We start from the raw sequence: 19726 nt of genomic DNA on the forward strand, positions 1-19726 counted from the left end.
CAAATGAGTCGTTCACTTAAAACCTACCGACTTAATGGCGATTGATGTCGCGGTGCGAAACTGTGACGTCTAGGTCATCGTGGCTGGCTAACCGTCGACCGATTTCTTCAGCAATAGCGACTGAGCGGTGATGCCCGCCGGTGCAGCCGATCGAGACTGTGATAAATTTCTTCCCCTCGTGTTTAAAGCCATCGCGCATGTCCATAAGCATGGTGTAGAAGTTATCCAGGAACTGCTGCGCAGATTCTTGGCCCAAGACGTAGTCCGAAACTGGCTTGTCTACCCCGCGGAATGGCCGCAGTTCAGGCACCCAGAATGGATTAGGCAAAAATCGAACGTCGACCATAATGTCGGTGTCTCGCGGGGTGCCGTGCTTGAACCCAAATGATTGCACGGTTACGTGTTGTTGCTTTGCAGCGAGATTTTCAAAATTAGGTTCAATCGCACGGCGCAAATCGTGGATAGACAAGTCAGAGGTATCAATCACCACGTCTGCCGATTCCTTGATGCTTGCTACCAATTCGCGTTCGCGCTCAATCCCGACCAATAATGTCCCAGATCCCTGGAGCGGATGCGTCCGACGCAGATTATCGAAGCGTTTAATGAGGACATCGTCCCGGGCGTCCATGAAAAGCACCAGTGGCTTTATGCCTTTCTCCCCAAGGATGGTGATCACGGCGTCGAGCCCGTAGGAGAAATCCAGCGACCTCACATCCGAAACGAGCGCGACTTTGTCAACTGGTGATGAATCCGAGGCACATAATTCGAACAGTTCAACCGCTAGTTGCGGTGGCAAATTTTGTGAGACGTACCACCCCATGTCCTCCAACACGCGGGCAGCCGAGCTCAAGCCGGCACCGGACATTCCGGTGATTATCACAGGTGGGATTTCGGTGACTGGTTCGATGGAAACTGGTTCGGAGATCATGCCCGTCATTGTAGCGGGAACAGCTGACCGAGCACCTACTTTTTGCTTTTCGACGCCCCACAAGCGGTCACGAGCACCTGTTGCCCGGTGGCAGCAGGGCGTCGAAAAGCTACGAGTGCAGGGTCTTGTAGACGGACTGGGCGAGTTTCTTGCCGAACCCGTCTACCGCCATGATTTCTTCCACGCTGGCCTCCTTCAGCGCTTTGACGCTGCCGAAGTGCTTGACTAATGCTTGCTTGCGGTGCGTCCCAAGCCCGGAAACCTCGTCCAAAACACTGCGTTTCATGCGGCGCGAGCGCTGCTGGCGATGAAAACTGATGGCAAAGCGGTGTGCCTCGTCCCGAATGTGCTGGAATAAGAACAACGCCTGGGAATTGCGCGGCAGAATAACCGGGTACGGGTCATTCGGCAACCAGATTTCTTCCAATCGCTTCGCAATGCCCACCACCATAACGTCACCGATGGCTAATTCGTCGAGCACAGCTTGCGCCGCGTTGACCTGCGGTGCCCCACCATCAACGATGAAGAGCTGCGGTGGATATGCGAAATTCTTCGGTGCCTTCTCCACCGTCGGCTCATCAGAAAACTGCAGTTCAGCGTCGGTGTCGCTGTCGGGTAGCTGCTGGATATTATTCTTATACGCTTGAAACCGACGTCGAGTTATTTCGGCGATGCTGGCCACATCGTTTGAATGACCATCACCGGCGGCTTCTTTGATTTTGTAGCGACGATAGTCTGATTTCTTTGGTAACCCATCTTCAAAAACAACCAGGGACGCGACTACATCGGTACCTTGGATGTGCGAAATATCGGTGCATTCCATGCGCAACGGCGCGTCATCCATTCCCAACGCATCCTGGATTTCCTGCAACGCCGCAGACCTGGTTGTTAAATCCCCGACGCGTTTAAGCTTGTGTTGTTTGAGCGAATCTTCCGCATTGCGACGAACGGTCTCTAGCAGGGCGCGCTTATCCCCTCGCTGAGGAACCCGAAGGGAAAGATGACTGTCCCGCAACGTTTCTAAAACCTCGCGAGTGTGGTCAATATCTGTCGGAGGAACCGAAACGAGGATTTCTTTCGGTATTACCGATGCCGCGACATCACCACGCGCAGCGGTTGGTTCATACCCAGCGTAATTGTCCACACCACGCCGCATGATTGCCTTTTCTTCCGACGCTAACGTCTCGGTTTCGTGTTCCACTGCTTCCGAATAGAACTGAATGATGAAACTTTGAACCAGATCTTGAAGCTCGGACTCGGTATCATCACTGCGTTCTACAACCCAGCCGCGTTCGCCACAAACGCGCCCTGCCCGAATATGGAACATTTGGATCGCGGCTTCTAACGGGTCAGCCGCGATCGCTATGACATCGGCGTCGGTGCCGTCGCCAAGAACGATCGACTGCTGTTCGGTGATCTTGGTTACCGCCGCGAGATCGTCACGAAGCCGCGCGGCCTTTTCGAAATCTAATTTATCCGCGGCAGCAGTCATGTCTGCTTCCAGCTGCTTGGTAACCGTGTCGGTCTGGCCAGCCATAAACGAACAAAAACCCTCGACGATCTCGCGATGCTCCGCATCGGACACCTTTCCGATGCATGGCGCGCAACACTTGTCTATGTAGCCCAATAAACATGGGCGCCCCAAAGATTGATGGCGATTAAACACCCCGGTGCTACATGTCCGCATCGGGAAGACACGTGTCAGGAGATCGAGGGTCTCGCGTACCGCCCATGCATGGGAATACGGCCCAAAGTATCGGACACCTTTTCTCCGTGAACCACGGTAGAAAAACGCACGTGGAATTCGCTCACCGACCGAGACCGCCAATAACGGATAGGTTTTGTCGTCGCGATACTTGACGTTGAATTGCGGATCAAATTTTTTAATCCACGTGTACTCCAGCTGCAATGCTTCGACTTCACTGGCCACCACCGTCCATTCCACGGCGGAAGCGGTGGTCACCATTTGGCGGGTACGCGGATGCAGCTGGCTAAGGTCTTGGAAATAATTACTTAACCTGGCGCGAAGGTTTTTCGCCTTTCCTACATAAATGACCCGTTTATGATGGTCTCGAAATTTATAAACACCCGGCTCAGTGGGGATGGTGCCCGGAGCTGGCCGGTACGTACTAGGATCTGCCACGCACCAGTCCTAATCTTCTGGCATGTATTTCGCCTCAAGCTCGCGGAACTTCTCCACAGCCGCGATACACTTCTCGCCGTCGGCAGCAATCATCGCCCACAACGGAACATATTCGAACTCGGGCAACTCCAGTCGTGCGACTCGAGCACCTTCAGGGAAATTCAATCCGTATATAACTAACCACGGATAGAACCGCGAACCAATGAAATTGCGAACGTCTACCCCGTCTTCGTTTACCCGTACCCGGGGTCGAGAAAGACCGATGAAAAATACTGCGGCGAATATCAAACCGACCAGGAAGTAACCCCATTGGTCGATGATGGTGACTGCAGCGCCGGTATCCCCTACCGCCACGATGAATGCGAGGAATGTATGAATCGCTATCGTAATCCCGGCCGCCAACCAGGCGTAAAGTTTCATCCGAGCCGAAGTAACCACTAATTCCCAAGGCTTCGTCGTTGTTAATGCGGCATCGGCTGCGACATAACTGTGCAGTTCAGCATCACTCAAAGTTTTTGGATTCTCGTTGTTCACGTTTTCTTCCATCTAGTTTTGGTACCAACTATTAGTCGCAGCCACCGCCCGAATAGTTCCCAGCGCATATCCGCGCCAAACTAACCAGCTTGTTTGTCGCAGTCTAGTACACCGCCATGAAGGGTGACGTATCCCGGTGAAAATTAGTGGCTCAAGTGCGTCGTGGCAATCTCACGTAACTGTGCTACTGCGGAAGCCCGATCCGGTTGGCCAAAGATAGCTGACCCTGCCACAAAAGCATCACAACCTGCCTCTGCTGCAGCTCCAATGGTATCGGCTGAAATTCCACCGTCAATTTCAATCAGTGTTGACAGGTTTTTCGAGTCGATTTCCGCCCGCAGCAACCGCACTTTCTCCAACATTTCCGGCATGAATTTCTGCCCCCCGAAACCAGGTTCGACGCTCATAACAAGCACCACATCGAACTCAGAAAGTTGCGGCAGATATGGTTTAATTGGGGTTCCAGGACGCAGTGAAAACCCAGCCCACACGCCCTTGGATCGAAGATACCGAGCCAGTGCAACTGGGTTTTCTGTGGCTTCCACGTGGAAAATGATGCAATCAGCACCCGCGGCAATGTAATTATCGACCCACTTTTCCGGATTTTCGATCATCAGGTGAACATCAAGGTGCTGCTCGGTGACACGATTAACCGCTGCGGTAACGTCGGCGCCGAACGAAAGGTTCGGCACGAAGTGTCCATCCATCACATCGACATGAATCCAATCAGCTGTGTCAACTGTATGCACCTCCGCGCCGAGATTGGCGAAGTCAGCGGCGAGAATGGAAGGAGAAATGATGGGGCGAGAAACGGCGAGAGACATGGTACTCATTCTATCCTGCATTCTGTCGCCACAAAACCAATCGATTCCCTGTAGTTGTGCGCTTCGAGGCTCATGAAAGTTTCCATTGCGGAATCCAGACACCTGTGGTGAATTGGTTTTCAACTGTGGTTCTAGGTTTCCTATATAACTTCACCGGCTTTACCTATCAAATGTGCTCCGAATGTGACCTAAACTAAGGTACGATCACTGTTTAGAAATTAAGGCGTAATTGATACCTCATTTCTTTAACCGACTCCCCAACTCGTGCGGGCATTGCCGAAAAGTAGTGTGGCATTGATTATTCATTGGTGTGATATTTCCGAAATGAAAGGTGGCATCCAGGGTGAACGATCTAGCAACGTTCAACTTTGAAGGTTTCTGGCGAGAGAGCGATTGGTCCAAGAATTTTCAATGCGAGCCACTGACTGACAGCATGATCGCCGAGGTAGAAGCCGAATTAGGCTACAAGCTACCGCAGTCCTATATTCAACTTGCGCACAACCGTAATGGCGGCGTCCCAGTCAATGACTGCTACCCCACCGACTCACCAACCGCCTGGGCAAAAGACCACGTTGCCGTAGACGGCATTTTTGGCATCGGCGCTTCCGCTCTTTACTCATTGCTTGGGCCAGCCGGATCTAAGTACTGGCAGGACGAGTGCGGCTACCCGGATTGGGGCGTGTACTTCGCCGCCACTCCCACGGCAGGCCCGGAAATGTTCCTGCTGGACTATCGGGAATGCGGCCCGGACGGGGAACCTCGAGTGGTCTATATAGATCAAGAAAAAGACTACGCCTGGCAGGTCATCGCACCCGATTTCGCCACGTTTATCTCGGGTTTTGCCAATCAAGACCTTTTCGACGACGCCCGGGAAACCATCAAAGACGCCTTCAATTCCGTATCTAATGGTTCTTTTTCACCGATAATTGATCGGGCTTTCACAAAGGTTCCAGAAGCGCGGGCGCATATCGAAACGCTCCTGCGCACCGTGGGAAATCGAATCGTGGAGGATAAAGGCTACTTCGGTTTGCACGACGATACAAACTCGCACCAGATATACGATGCGATGTTTTGGCTGCTCAGCCAGCTAAAAACCCCGCAATCAATCGAGGATTTTCTACTCCGCGCACCCGACCAATCGGATTATTCAAACCCGTGTTACGAGCTCATGCTTCCGCTATGTTTTAGTCACGAACCATTTGGTTTTACCACCGACGGCTGGAACAGCAATTACTTGCACTGCTGGTGGGACTCCCGGCTTTCAAGCGGGTATATCGTCAAAACTGACGAGGGGTTCCAGTGCAGCGAGTCTTTCTATACCGACTTGCTTCGCCTGGAACCCATTGACGGCTAGTGTGAAGAATCCTCGTTCTTCCTCAGCACCGCGAAAAACATGGCGTCAGTGCCGTGGCGGTGCGGCCACATTTGCACAGATTTATAGTCACCGGTGTTGGTCATGCCACCGGTGAATTCCGCGGCGTCTAATTCCACCACCGGTAACTGCTTGGTGGCTTTCTCCACGATGGCGCGGGTTTCGCGAAGATCCGGTGAGCAGGTTGAGTAGATTATAACGCCGCCTGGCCGCGTCATAGCGATCGCCGATTCCAGTAGTTCGTACTGAAGAACCGTCAAATCCGCAATATCCGATTCTTGTTTACGCCACCGGGCTTCTGGCCGTCGCCGTAACGCCCCTAACCCGGAGCATGGGGCGTCGACAAGCACCCGGTCGTAACCCGGTTGAAGCGACAGCTTTCTGCCGTCCTCATTGTGAACCGTCACGGGAAGATCCGAAACGGTTTTTCTTATAAGCTCTGCCCGGTGCGGCTGGATTTCAACAGCATCAACGGTGGCGCCATCGATCCGGGCCAAGCATCCAATGAGCGCCGCCTTGCCGCCAGGGCCAGCACACAGGTCAAGCCATCGGCCGTTATCGGTTCCGGTTACCGGCGCTTCGACCAATGCCCGGCCGATAATTTGGGATCCTTCGTCTTGTACTGCGGCAAGTCCATCACGAACTGGTTCGAGCCTGCCTGGGTCACCACCGGGGAGGTAGACTGCGTAAGGCGAATACTGTCCTTCTTCGCCTTCAGTCATGAGCGCAAGCTCCTCGGCTGTGATCTCCCCTGGTCTAGCAACAAGGTGAACGGTGGGCCGTTGAGAATCCGCTTCTAATGCCGCAGCAAGCTCGCCGATACCTAGGACTTGTGCGAATGATTCCGCAATCCATTCCGGGTGGGAGTATTTAAATGCAATCGCCGGTATTTCGCCGGACGGTTGCAATTTCTGGAACCATTTTTCCGGACTGGTGCGCGAGATTTTTCGCATCACGCCGTTGGTGAACCCTTTGGCTTTTCCCTGGCCGATGGCGTCCACGAGATTGACGGTTGAGTCGACCGCGGCGTAGTTATCGACTCGGGTATAGATAAGTTGATAAGTCCCGATACGAAGCGCATTGAGCACTCCAGGATCGATGTCGCTAAGCGGTCTGGTCGCGGTAGCCGCGATAATCCTGTCAATAACACCTTGGTTTCTCAAGGTGCCATAGGCAATCTCGGTAGCAAAAGCGGCGTCACGGCGTTTAACTTTGTAGTCCCGCAGCATCTTCGGCAGCACGAGGTTCGCGTAAGCATCCTGGGTATCAACTCGGTAGACTACGTCAAAGGCAACGGCCCGGCCAAGATCGATTGTCCCAAGCTGACGGGGGTCACCGCCTGGTTGATATTCGGCGAGATGCTGCTGTTTCTGCGGCGTCCGACGTTGCGGTTTGCCGTGGTCATTGGGTGCTTTACGACGCCTATCTGCTGGCCGGTCTGGCTTACCGTCTTTTTTATTTGACCGCGATCGGAAACCACCACTTGCAGCTAATCCGTTGTTCTTATCAGATGTCATTGAAACCGGAGTCCTTCCGTTGTAGCCAACCCGCGTCCCCAATCGGCAGCATTCATCATTTTCTTTCCGGGTACTTGAATCTTGCTTAGCTGAACAGCGGCGGTGCCGGTTCCGACCAAAACTGCCTTCTTCTCGACTGCAATTTCGCCAGGCTGTAATGCGTTATCGGTTGAAACAGGGCTAACAGGCTCCAGTTTTACCCGATTGTCGCCCAGTGTCGTCCAAGCGCCCGGTGCCGGGGTGACAGCTCTGATATGACGGTCAATGGTTTCTGCTGCGTCGGACCAATTGATGCGAGCATCAGCTGGGGTGAGTTTTGTGGCATAACTGGTCTCACCGGTTTGGGGTTGGGGTGTGATCGTATTGCTTTCCAGCCCCGTGATCGTACGCTCCAATAGCCGCGCACCGGAGTGCGCCAATCGCCCAAGAAGGTCTTCTGCGGTATCAGTTGGGTTGATGTCCTCGGTTATGGTTCCTAGCACCTCGCCGGTGTCAAGGCCGGAATCGATACGGAAGGTAGTGGCACCTGTCGTTGAATCCCCCGCCGCGATTGCTGCTTGCACGGGAGCCGCTCCCCGCCAGCGTGGTAGCAGCGAAAAATGCAGGTTGATAAAACCATGCGGAACCAGGTTAAGGACGCTTTCTGGCAGTAAATTACCGTAAGCCACAACGGGCACGCAGTCCGGCGCTAATTCGATCAACCGTTGACGAAACGCCTGACCTTCCTCCGTATCTGGGTTCAACGTTGTTGGTTTTAGCACCTCTATCCCTTCAGCCTCTGCGAGTTCTGCAACTGGCGAAGGATGCAGGCTTCGCCCCCGCCCTTTGGGGGCATCGGGACGAGTGACTACCGCAACTATCTCGTGATTGCTTGATAGTAGGGTACGAAGCGCGATTACAGCGGGTTCTGGGGTTCCAGCAAATACTAGTCGCATGACCGTTTTCTCTTTCGTTGGCGTCGATTACGTTACGAGCGGTTAAACCATTCAGAATTCCTGATATGAGCCATCGCGGTTTTACGGTCGGCCGGTTCTAGTTTCCGGATAAATAGCTGGCCATCAAGGTGGTCAGTTTCGTGCTGGATGCAGCGAGCCATAAGGCCAGAAGCAAGAATAGTGAGTGGTTTACCATGAAGGTCGAATCCGGTCAGCTTCACTGTGTTATATCGGGTGACATCGGCACGGATATCGGGGATAGATAAGCAGCCTTCCGGGCCGGTTTGGGTTTCCTCGGAAACAGGTTCCCAGGTCGGATTGACGATGTGTCCGCGTAAACCGTCTTCGGTGTGGGAACAATCGAAAACGAATACCCGCCGTAGAACTCCGATTTGGTTTGCGGCTAGACCCACGCCACCGGCATCATCCATGGTTTCAAGCATGTCGTCGACAAGCGTCTTTAGGTGCTCGTCGAATTCGGTCACTTCGGTTGCTCGGCTGGTTAGAACTGGATCGCCGAATAGTCGGATTTCTCGGATGGTCATCGGTTTTCTAAGTTGTTCCTTGCGTAGTCGTCTGAAAATCGTTGGTTGCCATGCGGCTATTAAAACGTTAATCAGACAGTCTAGTTAGTAAAGCGGATAACGTTAAGTTACCCGATCCGGATCGGGTCGATCTGAACCCGTAGCGGAACGGTGTCTTTTCTAAGCGCCCGCGCCCGTTGGGCTGCCCGTAGCGCATGACCCAATTGGCTTCGAGGTCCCAGCGGTGTGCGAATCAAGATGCGTTGCGGAGGGCCATATTTCGTTTCGTCGTATTCGCCGGGCAGCGTAACCCCTGGTGGTAGGTCTACTGGGCCGAGAATCTCGGCGTGTTCGGGCAGCGCTGCAAGCTCCAAGAAATTACTAATGGCTGCGGCCGCCCCATCTATGGCTGCCATGTGAACGGTGGGCGGGAACCGGACTTCTCGACGTTCCAGCAACTCGCGTTCGGCAGCTCCAACGACGTCCCAGCGTACAAGGTGTTGCACCACCGGCAGCGATGGTTCTGCGACAATCACCACTTCGCCGCCTTTGGAGTTGCTTGCCACTAGATGCGCTGCGTGCAACCACGCGGCTAACGCGTCTTCAGTGGCGCGCAGATCTTGGCGCCCCAGCATCGCCCAGGTATCCAAGAAAACTGCAGCACCATATTTCCCACCGGAGACCAGCGGTTCGGCACCTGGCGTGGCGATAACAATCGCGGGTTCTGCGGGTATGGTCTCAAGGATTCGATTACCGCCAGACGCGATTATCCGTACTTTGGGAAACGCCCGCCCGAACTCTTCCGCCGTCCGATTATGCCCAAGTACCACGGCACGCACGGTCGATTTACCGCAGCTACCGCACCGGTAGTGATTGTCTTTTTGGCCGCACCACCGACAAGTCGGAACGCTTGCTGCATACGGATCCCCGGCAAGCCCCGCCGATTGGGGCCGGTTCCGCTGATTCTGCGGCCCAGGAAACAGTGACTGCGCGGTTCCGGAATCCAACCCCAGGGGCCCGTTGCAATGCCGACACCTGGCAGGTGAACCGCAGCTTTTGCATGCCAATGTCGGAACGTACCCGGTTCTGGGCACTTGAATCAGCGCGGGAGTAGATCTGTCCAATGCGCTTTTAATAGCTTGATAAGCGCTACTAGGTAACCGAGAATGCCGGGCAAATCTGTCGCGTTCGAGTGCGATTTCGCTATCGCCAGCTGCGGTTATTCTAGGCATCCGGGTGCGAATCGTATCGCGGCTTGCGACAAGATCATGCGCCCAACCGGATTCCACCAGTAACTGTGTCTCCGCGGTACGCCCATGACCTGCAATTATCAATGAGCATTTTTCCTGGGTGGACCTCGTCGTAAGTACTTCCCGGGCATGAACATACGGAGCACGGGGATCGACAAGGCTATCATCACCATCGTCTTTAATCACGGCCAGCCGAAGTCCGCTGACCGGCGCGAAAGCCGCGGAACGAGTGCCGATCACCAACCGCCCCTGGCCGTTAAGGACACTTAAGAATCGGCGATATCGGGCTTGCGGCCCTAGCGAGCTATTAAGCACGGTAATTTGTTTGGTCGAAACCCATTCTTTAGCAGCGGATACGAGTTGATCGACATCCTTTTGATCCGGGACGATAATCAACGCCCCGTGTCCGTCTTTGACTACTTTTACGGCCAAGGCGCTGAGCGCAGCCGCCCAGTCGTCGCCAGGCGCTATCTGCCATGCGGCCCGAGCAATTTGTCCATTAATAACAGCATCGACAAATGATTCGCCATAGTGGTAGCTCGACCAATAGGACAAATCCGGCTCTTTGGCCTGACCTAGTTCCTCCCAGGGAATGGTTGCGTCCGACTCTTCGGCTTTTGCGTGTCGGGATGGTATCGCAGCACGTATGAGGTCACTGGTGACTCCGCCATATCGCTCTGACAGCGCTTCAATGAGCAGCCGCGTTTTCTCGGGGTAGACAATATCGGAAGAAATCACCCGATCAAGCCATTGCAAAGCGCCGGTATGCTCTGCCGTGGAGCTGCGCTCAAGCAGGATTCCGTCGATAAGCCGACCTGCGAACCGAATTCTTACCCGCACCCCCGGTTGCGCAAGCGAGTCTTGTTCCTCGTCAATCCGGTACTCAAATATTCGGTCAAGATGGCTAATTCCCAACAACGGCAAAACCCGCGCAACAGGCGCAGAGGCGGCTGGTTGGCGGGTTTTAGGCATGGTTACGATTCTAGCGACTTATCTTTCCTTCTTAACGATTGACCGGCTCAATTACTGTAGACCGACGGCAAGGCGTAATTGCTCTGTGCGATCCAACCGTTCCCATGGCAAGTCGAGATCGTCGCGGCCGAAGTGTCCGTAAGCCGCAGTCTGCGAGTAAATCGGGCGCAACAGGTCCAGTTCCCGAATGATCGCGGCGGGCCGGAGGTCGAAGACTTCGCCCACCGCTGCCTGGATTTCGGCGTCGGTGAGTCCGTCACGGGCGGTTCCGAACGTCTCAACATACAATCCCACCGGTTTCGCCCGACCGATGGCGTAGGCGACTTGCACCTCGGCACGATCCGCAAGCCCCGCGGCCACGATGTTTTTAGCTACCCACCGCATAGCGTAGGCAGCCGAACGATCCACCTTACTCGGATCCTTGCCGGAGAAAGCACCTCCGCCGTGACGAGCCATGCCGCCGTACGTATCGACGATAATCTTTCGTCCGGTTAAACCGGCATCCCCCATTGGCCCACCCAAAATAAAGGAACCGGAAGGATTAACAAGAAGGTTATAGTCGCCGACCTCTAAAATGTCGGCTAAGCCTGCATCGTTAATCACCCAGTCAACCACATGCGTCTTGATCTGATCGCGTAACCAAGCTTGAGTTACGTCTGGATCGTGTTGGGTGGACATGACGATGGTATCGAGGCTGATTGGCTGCCCAGCGTCGTTATAACCCAAGGTGACCTGGGTTTTTCCGTCAGGGCGCAGATTACTTACAATGCCTTCTTTGCGCACCTGCGTCAACCGCCTAGAGAGTCGGTGCGCAAGGGAGATAGGCAATGGCATGTACTCAGGAGTCTCGTTTGAGGCATAACCAAACATGAGCCCTTGATCGCCCGCACCAGCCTGGTCGTCATCATCGGTTCGCTGACCGTCACGTACCTCCTGCGAAACGGAAACCGAGTCCCCGATTTCTGCTGATTGCTCGCCGATCGCAATATTGACGCCGCAGGTTCGTCCGTCGAAACCGACATCGGAAGAGGTGAAACCGATATTGACCAGTGTTTGCCGCACCAGCGTCGCAATATCAATATACGATTCGGTGCGAACTTCCCCCACCACGTGAACCTGGCCGGTAGTGACGAGAGTCTCCACCGCCACCCGCGAGTGTGGATCTTTTTCTAACATGGCGTCCAAGACGGCGTCGGAGATAGCATCACAGATTTTATCTGGGTGCCCTTCGGTTACGGATTCGCTAGTAAATAGTCGCAACCTGGTGGTCGCAGCCTCGTTGGACATGAATGGTTCCTCATTGGTGAAAGTAGCGTTTTAACTATAGTGAGCGCATCGGTTGGCCAGGATTTATTTAGATGATAGACCTGGGCTGTTGCGTTGAACCAAATATAGACCAAGCTGTCTAATTCGGCAAGTCCGCTTAGTTTAGTTAAGCGTCAAACAATCGCTTTTCGACGGCTCCCAGGATGCGCGCAGCCACTTGATGTTTAGAACCGACAGGAATCTCCTGTACGTTTCCCGCAGCATCAATGAAGAAACCTTCGTTCTCGGCTTTTCCAAAGACCTTGTCAGCACCAACCTCATTACACATGAGGAAGTCGCAGCCCTTCTTGGCGATCTTCACCTTTGCATAATCAAGCGCCGAATGGTGATCGTCACCGGTTTCAGCCGCAAACCCAACGATGATAGTAGAAGCAGGAATCTCCCCCGCCATGCGACGTTCAACCAGCCCCTTGAGAATGTCTGGGTTTTCAACCAACTGAATGTTTTTCAACCCGAATTCGGCGTCACTTCCCTTTTTCATTTTCGCTTGAGCCGCCTCCATCGGGCGGAAATCAGCAACCGCGGCAGCCATGATAATTATGTCCATGCCAGCTGCTAGATCGTAAACCACACGTTGCATATCACGGGCTGACTGGACGGTAATCACCTCAGCTCCACTTGGGGTTAAAAGCTTCTCGGTTGCCGCAGCAACGATAGTGACCGTAGCGCCACGGTGCGCAGCTATTTCGGCAAGCGCATAGCCTTGACGCCCAGACGAGTGGTTGCCAATAAACCGTACCGGGTCAATAGCTTCCCGCGTTCCTCCGGTTGTCACTAATACCCGTTTTCCCGCCAGGCTGTGTTCCAGCTTCTCCCCGCCCAGCACCACCCGTGCCAGATCGGCGATCTGTTCTGGTTCCGGGAGCCGACCAGCACCCGTATCCTTTCCGGTGAGACGACCGTGCGCTGGTTCTAGGACGGTGATTCCGCGTGCCCGTAGTGTTGACACATTTGCTTGAGTTGCTGGGTTCTCCCACATTTCAGTGTGCATGGCAGGTGCCACAACTACAGGACAAGTCGCGACCAAGATCGTGGCGGCTAGCAAATCATCGGCGCGCCCGGCAGCAACCCGAGCCATAAGATCAGCCGTAGCAGGTGCAACAACGATCAGATCAGCGGTCTGACCGATGTGGACGTGTCGAACTTCATCGACCGCTTCAAAAACACTCGTCGATACTGGATTTCCACTAAGCGCCTCAAACGTAGCTTTACCGACGAAGCTCAACGCTGCCTCCGTCGGAACGACGACAACATTGTCGCCTGATTCGGTGAAGCTTCTAATTAGGTGACACGCCTTATATGCGGCAATTCCACCGGCTACACCAACAACAACATTCAGGCTTTTTTGATTCATGTACGTAAAATCCCATCACAACTAACAGCAAACAAGAGTCGCGTATAAAACCACCAATTGCTTAACATTGTGCCGTGCGCATAGTGATCGCACAATCGCAGGACAGCGGGTGGTGCAGATTCGAATGTGAGGTAGCAGTATTCCCTGCATAACAAAACCTCTATCGCGGTTCCGGTTTCCGGTCACGATAGAGGTTTCACAACTGAATCAAGCGTAACTTAGCCTTCTTCGTGGTCTAAAAGACCAGCTTCGATTTCACGCAGCGCGATTGATAACGGCTTTTCTTGGTTTTTCGGGGTAACCAACGGGCCAACGAATTCAAAGACCCCTTCATCTTCCTGCTGGAAATAAGAATTGATCTGCCGAGCGCGCTTCGCAGCAAAAATCACCAACGCGTACTTGGAGGACACACGTCCCAAAAGTTCGTCAATTGGCGGATCGGTAATACCGGTAGGGGTATCATATACGCCCTGATTACTTTCCATAACGTTGCTCACGTTGGTCACTTTCACCTTACGTTTAAAGTCCTTACAAATCGGCTACTTATACGCGTTGAGCACGCAAGTAGCCGTATAAAACCTGTTGGTCCCATTCATCATAGTGTATGGACCCTAGAGGTTTCGACCTAAGAGGATATCACTGATCGCAGCGACTGCCTCTTCCACATCGTCATTAACGACGACATGTCGGAATTCGTTCATGGCATCAAGCTCAGTCCGCGCGGTTTCCAACCGACGAGCTATAACATGTTCCGCTTCGGTGCCTCGGCCCGTAAGCCGTTCTACCAGCACATCCCACGAAGGTGGCGCCAAAAACACTGTTTCCGCCTCGGGCTTCAAGGCGGCAACATTGCGAGCACCAACCAAATCCACCTCGACTAGCACCGGGCGCCCGGCGGCCAAAGCAGCTTCAATTGGTTCCGCTGGAGTTCCTGAGCAATGCAGTCCGCCGTGAATATCTGCCCATTCGAGCATGTCACCGGCGTCGATTCGTCGCTGGAACTCTTCTGGCGTAACGAAGAAATAGTCGACTCCATCCACCTCACCCGGGCGAGGCGCACGGGTTGTCATTGAGACGGAAAAATACAAATCGGCAATATCTTCGCGCAGGCGATTAACCACCGTGGATTTCCCCACGGCAGAAGGTCCGAGCAAAACAACTAATTGGCCTTGACGGTTATCGCCGGTCATCCGCCTAGTCCTCGGAGAAGCCGAAACGCTCCAAGAGGGCACGGCGCTGGCGGTCACCGAGACCACGCAGGCGACGAGTCTGGGCGATCTCCAGCTCTTCCATGATTTCCTTTGCCTTCACCTTGCCCACCTTAGGCAGGGATTCGAGGAGTGCGGAAACCTTGGTCTTGCCAATGATCTCATCGGTCGAAGCCTTAGCGAGAACCTCCTTCAGGGAAATATCGCCGCGCTTGAGCTGTTCCTTGAGCTCCGCACGTGCCTTACGAGCCTCAGCTGCTTTTGCGAGGGCTTCCTTGCGCTGCTCATCGGTTAACTGTGGAAGGGCCACGGGATTCCTCCGATTCAATAAAGTCTGGAAAATATTTTTTGATGAGTGATGGAGCGTTTCTCCACCTGCGGAAATCTACCATACACGCAGGATGCGTGTGTGGGCAGCACCCGGTAGATTCCGCATAAGTTTAACACTTAAATACAAAAACCTAGGTAACGGCGTGTTTATTTTAGAAAACCGCAGGTCACTTAATGAGCAACCTGCGGCGAACAAAACTGCGCTGAACTGGGAATATGAAGAATTATTAAAAATATCGCACAAGCGACACGTCCAGCGGTTTTCGAACAGTTTTTGGTCGAAAATCAAAATCAAGTGTCGAAAAAATCACGCACTTTCTTCCGGATAATCCTTCGCTACCTCGGTTACCGCTGCGGCGAGTTTTTCGGCATCAGGGCCGACCCTCAGGATCTCCCGCGACATATTAGGAAACGCCCAAGCGTTGGCCTCCTTGGCGATCCGGGCCACGTCAGCTGCATCGGCGCCTTGAGCACCGACACCAGGCATAAGAACCGGGCCATAAAGCCCAGTGACATCTGGCACTTGTTTAAGCGTTGCTCCTATCACGACGCCGACATACCCAAGTACCCCTGCTGCCTTATACGGCGCATTGCATGCCGAGGCTTCCGCAACCATCAGTTCATCCAGCCGCTCACCGCTGGTAGTGATGCTGCTTTGGACTTGACGTCCTTCTGGATTCGACGTCGCCGCGAGCACGAAAATTCCGCGACCAGTAGCTTTCGCCAACTCCAGGGCAGGCTGCAACGAACCGAAGCCCAAATATGGCGACACCGTGACTGCATCGGAACACAACGGTGATTCATCCGCCAGCCAGGCTCTGGCATAGGCGGTCATGGTGGAGCCGATGTCGCCCCGCTTCGCGTCGGCCAAAACCAGGGCACCCTGCGCACGCAGGTCTTGGATCGTCTGCTCCAAAACTGCGTACCCGCCTGAGCCAAACGCCTCATACATCGCTACCTGCGGTTTTACCAAGGCAGCTGTAGGGCCAAAGGCAGCAACGCAGATTTCTGAAAATGTTCGCAGCCCCATCAGATCCACGCTAAGACCCCAGTTTTTCAGAAGCTCTGGGTGCGGATCAATTCCCACACATAGCCGACCGCGACGCCGGGAAACGTCGAAAAGCCGCTCCCCAAAAGTTTCATGTTCGCTCACGTCATTACTCCTTAATTGGGCTGTGATCTAGTTCCTGTAACGCACGCACGCTTAACTCGCCGGTCTGTAGAGCCTCGATTCCCTGTACTGCGGCGGTAACACCCTGCACCGTGGTTACTAGCGGAATACCCACACTCACCGCAGCGGCACGAATTTCGTAGCCATCGTGACGCGCACCAGCGGATCCGGCGGGCGTATTGAGGATTAAATCAACCTCACCTGCCCGAATCAGATCCACGATTGACTGCTTTCCGACGTTGTCGCCTTCCTCAGCTTCAGAACGCTTCAATACCGTTTCGCATTCAACACCATTGCGGCGCAGCATTGCGGCTGTACCTGCAGTGGCGAGCATCTTAAAGCCCAGCGATGCCAAGCGCTGAATCGGGAAGATAAGGGTTCGTTTATCCCGGTTGGCCACCGAAACGAACACCGTACCACCTGTGGGTAACGCACCAAACGCGGCTTGTTCCGCTTTGGCATAGGCGGCACCGAAGTTGTCGGCTAAGCCCATAACCTCACCGGTGGACTTCATCTCCGGCGATAGAAGAGTGTCCAACATCGTGCCGTCAGGACGTCGGAACCGGTTAAACGGCAGCACCGCTTCCTTAACCGCAATCGGGCAATCCAATGGCAAAGAACCGCCATCATAGTCGGTAGGAATCATACCCTCAGCTTGCAGTTCTTTAATCGTCGAGCCGGTCATGATCCGCGACGCTGCCTTCGCCAGGTGCACCCCAGTGGCCTTCGAAACGAAAGGTACGGTGCGCGACGCCCGCGGGTTGGCCTCAATGACATACAAAATGTCGTCTTTGAGCGCGAACTGGACATTCATAAGACCTTTGACGCCGATTCCGTGTGCCAAAGCTGCCGTGGATTTCCGAACTTTTTCAATGTCTTCCGGGCCAAGAGTCATCGGCGGCAACGCGCAGGCGGAGTCACCGGAGTGAATGCCAGCCTCCTCAATATGCTCCATGACACCAGCCAGATAGACGTCCTCGCCGTCACAAAGCGCATCGACGTCAATCTCAATGGCGGAATCCAGGAAACGGTCAACCAAAACTGGATGGTCGGAGGTGATTTCCGTAGCGCGTTCGATGTAGTCAGCTAAGGAAGTCTCGTCGTAAACGATTTCCATGCCACGACCGCCCAGAACATAGGACGGGCGCACCAACACCGGATAGCCAATCGTTGCCGCGACCGCCTTCGCCTCATCGAAGGAAGTAGCCGTACCGAAGGCTGGCGCAGGAAGATTGGCCTTGCGTAGTACTTCACCAAATTCGCCGCGGTCTTCTGCAAGGTTGATCGCCTCGGGGGTGGTTCCGATCACCGGCACTCCAGCGTCCCGCAATTTTTCTGCCAAGCCGAGCGGGGTCTGGCCACCAAGCTGAACAATCACACCTGCAACCGTGCCGGACTGTGACTCGGCATGGTACACCTCCATCACGTCTTCGAAGGTCAGCGGCTCGAAATAGAGGCGGTCTGCGGTGTCGTAGTCGGTGGATACGGTCTCTGGGTTGCAGTTGACCATGACGGTTTCGTAACCGACACGCGACAGCTCCAAGGCGGCATGAACGCAGGAATAGTCGAACTCGATGCCCTGACCAATTCGGTTCGGTCCCGAACCAAGAATCAGAATCTTGTCCTTCTCAGTTTGTGGCTGTACCTCAGATTCAGCCGCCGGGTCAAGCTCGTAAGCAGAGTAATGGTACGGGGTTTTCGCTTCGAACTCCGCGGCACAGGTGTCAACGGTCTTGAACACCGGCCGGATTCCCAGCGACCAACGTAACCGCCGAATCCCGTCTTCACCCGCAAATTCAGGACGCAGCGCCGCAATTTGCCGGTCGGAAAGGCCGTAAAACTTTGCCCGCCGCAGCAGGGTTTCATCCAGGGTCTTGGCACCAATCAACTCTTGACGGAAGTCCACCAATTGTTTTAATTCGGCAAGGAACCACGGGTCAATGCCAGAAGCTTGATATACATCCTCAATGGACGCCCCCAGACGTAAAGCCAGTTCGGCGTCGTACATCCGGCCTTCCGTTGGCCGGTTAAGATCCGCTAACAACGCCTTGACGTCCTGGGCTTTGTCGCCCGCAAATGATTCGTCCGGAACAGTCCAGAACCCAGCCTGTTTGTTCTCCAACGACCGCATGACCTTGCCCAAGGCCGAGACGTAGTTGCGGCCCAACGCCATCGCCTCACCAACCGATTTCATCGTGGTCGTAAGCGTGTCATCAGAGCCGACGAACTTCTCAAACGCGAACCGGGGAGCCTTGACAACCACGTAATCGAGTGTCGGCTCAAATGCGGCCGGGGTTACTCCGGTGATGTCGTTGGTGATTTCATCCAAGGTGTAGCCAATGGCCAACTTCGCCGCGATCTTTGCAATCGGGAAACCAGTAGCCTTGGAAGCGAGCGCCGAGGAACGCGACACCCGGGGATTCATCTCGATGGTAATCAAACGACCGTCTTTAGGGTTCTGGGCGAATTGGATATTACATCCGCCGGTATCCACACCCACCTCGCGGATAATGGCAATGCCTTGGTCCCGCATCTTCTGGAATTCCCGGTCAGTCAGCGTCATCGCTGGTGCTACTGTTACCGAGTCGCCCGTGTGCACCCCGAGCGCGTCGACGTTTTCAATGGAACAGATAACAACCACGTTGTCTGCGCTGTCGCGCATTAACTCGAGCTCGTATTCTTTCCACCCCAAGATTGATTCTTCAATCAGGACATTGGCTTCCGGTGACGCCGCTAATCCGCCGCCAGCGATGCGCTCTAAGTCTTCGTCGTTAAACGCTAGACCAGAACCGAGCCCACCCATGGTGAAGGAAGGGCGCACCACCACGGGCAAGCCCAGTTCCGCCACGGTTTCCCGCACTTCGTCCATGGAATGGCACACCCGCGAGCGGGCTGACTCGCCGCCGATTGCTGCAACGATGTCTTTGAACTTCTGGCGGTCCTCACCGCGCTCAATCGCGTCGATATCCGCACCGATCAGTTCCACCCCGTATTTTTCTAAGGAACCACGACGGTCCAATTGAATAGCCGCATTCAGTGCGGTTTGTCCGCCTAGTGTCGCCAGAACCGCGTCGATCGGATGACCCTGCGCGATCTCCTTTTCGAAGATTTTCTCAATGACCTCCGGCTCGATGGGTTCCACGTAGGTGTGGTCCGCGAACTCGGGGTCGGTCATGATGGTTGCTGGGTTGGAGTTGATGAGGGTCACCCGCATTCCCTCTTGTTTCAGCACGCGGCAGGCTTGGGTGCCGGAATAATCAAATTCGCAGGCCTGGCCGATCACGATGGGTCCAGAGCCGATTACCAGGACGTGTGTGATGTCATTACGCTTTGGCATA

The 19726-nt window shown here is 54.4% G+C and carries 16 protein-coding genes; 1 reads left to right on the forward strand and 15 read right to left on the reverse strand.

The annotated features are described in order from the left end of the window. Nucleotides 1-31: 31 nt before the first annotated feature. The 4 genes from rapZ to rpe all read right to left on the reverse strand — a co-directional run bounded on the left by rapZ (nucleotide 32) and on the right by rpe (nucleotide 4429). Nucleotides 32-928 carry an RNase adapter RapZ gene (rapZ, locus tag Q4D85_RS03345; RefSeq protein WP_303198209.1) on the reverse strand — a complete coding sequence of 299 codons (897 nt, stop codon included), beginning with the start codon at nucleotides 926-928 and terminating at the stop codon, nucleotides 32-34. 109 nt (nucleotides 929-1037) lie between these two features. Beyond that, nucleotides 1038-3071 carry an excinuclease ABC subunit UvrC gene (gene uvrC, locus Q4D85_RS03350; protein WP_303198212.1) on the reverse strand — a complete coding sequence of 678 codons (2034 nt, stop codon included), beginning with the start codon at nucleotides 3069-3071 and terminating at the stop codon, nucleotides 1038-1040. Between the two features lie 9 nt (nucleotides 3072-3080). After that, nucleotides 3081-3605 carry a PH domain-containing protein gene (locus Q4D85_RS03355; RefSeq protein ID WP_303198214.1) on the reverse strand — a complete coding sequence of 175 codons (525 nt, stop codon included), beginning with the start codon at nucleotides 3603-3605 and terminating at the stop codon, nucleotides 3081-3083. 143 nt (nucleotides 3606-3748) lie between these two features. Then, nucleotides 3749-4429 (reverse strand): ribulose-phosphate 3-epimerase, encoded by a 681-nt coding sequence (gene rpe, locus Q4D85_RS03360; RefSeq protein WP_303198293.1) that lies wholly within the window; start codon nucleotides 4427-4429, stop codon nucleotides 3749-3751. Between the two features lie 343 nt (nucleotides 4430-4772). On the opposite strand from rpe, the gene Q4D85_RS03365 reads away from it, so the two are divergent. Next, the gene (locus tag Q4D85_RS03365) at nucleotides 4773-5783 is read left to right on the forward strand and encodes an SMI1/KNR4 family protein (RefSeq protein WP_303198215.1); all 1011 of its coding nucleotides are present in this window, start codon (nucleotides 4773-4775) and stop codon (nucleotides 5781-5783) included. Here Q4D85_RS03365 and Q4D85_RS03370 read toward each other — a convergent pair. The 11 genes from Q4D85_RS03370 to carB form a co-directional block, all read right to left on the reverse strand. Continuing rightward, the gene (locus Q4D85_RS03370) at nucleotides 5780-7318 is read right to left on the reverse strand and encodes an RsmB/NOP family class I SAM-dependent RNA methyltransferase (protein WP_303198216.1); all 1539 of its coding nucleotides are present in this window, start codon (nucleotides 7316-7318) and stop codon (nucleotides 5780-5782) included. The two genes, Q4D85_RS03365 and Q4D85_RS03370, sit on opposite strands and share 4 nt — an antisense overlap. Continuing rightward, entirely contained in the window at nucleotides 7315-8253 is a 939-nt protein-coding gene (gene fmt, locus Q4D85_RS03375) for a methionyl-tRNA formyltransferase (RefSeq protein WP_303198217.1), read from the reverse strand. The genes Q4D85_RS03370 and fmt overlap by 4 nt, the downstream gene beginning before the upstream one ends. A 32-nt stretch (nucleotides 8254-8285) precedes the next feature. Continuing rightward, nucleotides 8286-8798 carry a peptide deformylase gene (def, locus tag Q4D85_RS03380; protein WP_303198218.1) on the reverse strand — a complete coding sequence of 171 codons (513 nt, stop codon included), beginning with the start codon at nucleotides 8796-8798 and terminating at the stop codon, nucleotides 8286-8288. A gap of 107 nt (nucleotides 8799-8905) precedes the next feature. After that, nucleotides 8906-10999 carry a primosomal protein N' gene (locus Q4D85_RS03385; RefSeq protein WP_303198219.1) on the reverse strand — a complete coding sequence of 698 codons (2094 nt, stop codon included), beginning with the start codon at nucleotides 10997-10999 and terminating at the stop codon, nucleotides 8906-8908. A gap of 51 nt (nucleotides 11000-11050) precedes the next feature. Next, nucleotides 11051-12286, reverse strand: a complete 1236-nt coding sequence (gene metK / locus Q4D85_RS03390) for a methionine adenosyltransferase (protein ID WP_303198220.1) — start codon at nucleotides 12284-12286, stop codon at nucleotides 11051-11053. Between the two features lie 145 nt (nucleotides 12287-12431). After that, complete coding sequence (gene coaBC, locus Q4D85_RS03395; RefSeq protein WP_303198221.1) at nucleotides 12432-13679, reverse strand: bifunctional phosphopantothenoylcysteine decarboxylase/phosphopantothenate--cysteine ligase CoaBC; 1248 nt, start codon at nucleotides 13677-13679, stop codon at nucleotides 12432-12434. A 218-nt stretch (nucleotides 13680-13897) separates the two neighbouring features. After that, nucleotides 13898-14176, reverse strand: a complete 279-nt coding sequence (rpoZ, locus tag Q4D85_RS03400) for a DNA-directed RNA polymerase subunit omega (RefSeq protein ID WP_047262137.1) — start codon at nucleotides 14174-14176, stop codon at nucleotides 13898-13900. Between the two features lie 114 nt (nucleotides 14177-14290). Next, nucleotides 14291-14869, reverse strand: a complete 579-nt coding sequence (gmk, locus tag Q4D85_RS03405) for a guanylate kinase (RefSeq protein WP_303198222.1) — start codon at nucleotides 14867-14869, stop codon at nucleotides 14291-14293. Between the two features lie 4 nt (nucleotides 14870-14873). Continuing rightward, a complete protein-coding gene (gene mihF / locus Q4D85_RS03410; RefSeq protein ID WP_047262139.1) occupies nucleotides 14874-15197 on the reverse strand; it encodes an integration host factor, actinobacterial type in 324 nt (107 codons plus the stop codon). A 327-nt stretch (nucleotides 15198-15524) separates the two neighbouring features. Further along, on the reverse strand, nucleotides 15525-16370 hold the full coding sequence (gene pyrF, locus Q4D85_RS03415; protein WP_303198223.1) for an orotidine-5'-phosphate decarboxylase: 846 nt from the start codon (nucleotides 16368-16370) through the stop codon (nucleotides 15525-15527). Between the two features lie 4 nt (nucleotides 16371-16374). Then, complete coding sequence (gene carB / locus Q4D85_RS03420) at nucleotides 16375-19725, reverse strand: carbamoyl-phosphate synthase large subunit (RefSeq protein WP_303198224.1); 3351 nt, start codon at nucleotides 19723-19725, stop codon at nucleotides 16375-16377. Nucleotide 19726 lies beyond the last annotated feature (1 nt).

This window comes from Corynebacterium sp. (assembly GCF_030532965.1).
Classification (GTDB): Bacteria; Actinomycetota; Actinomycetes; order Mycobacteriales; family Mycobacteriaceae; genus Corynebacterium.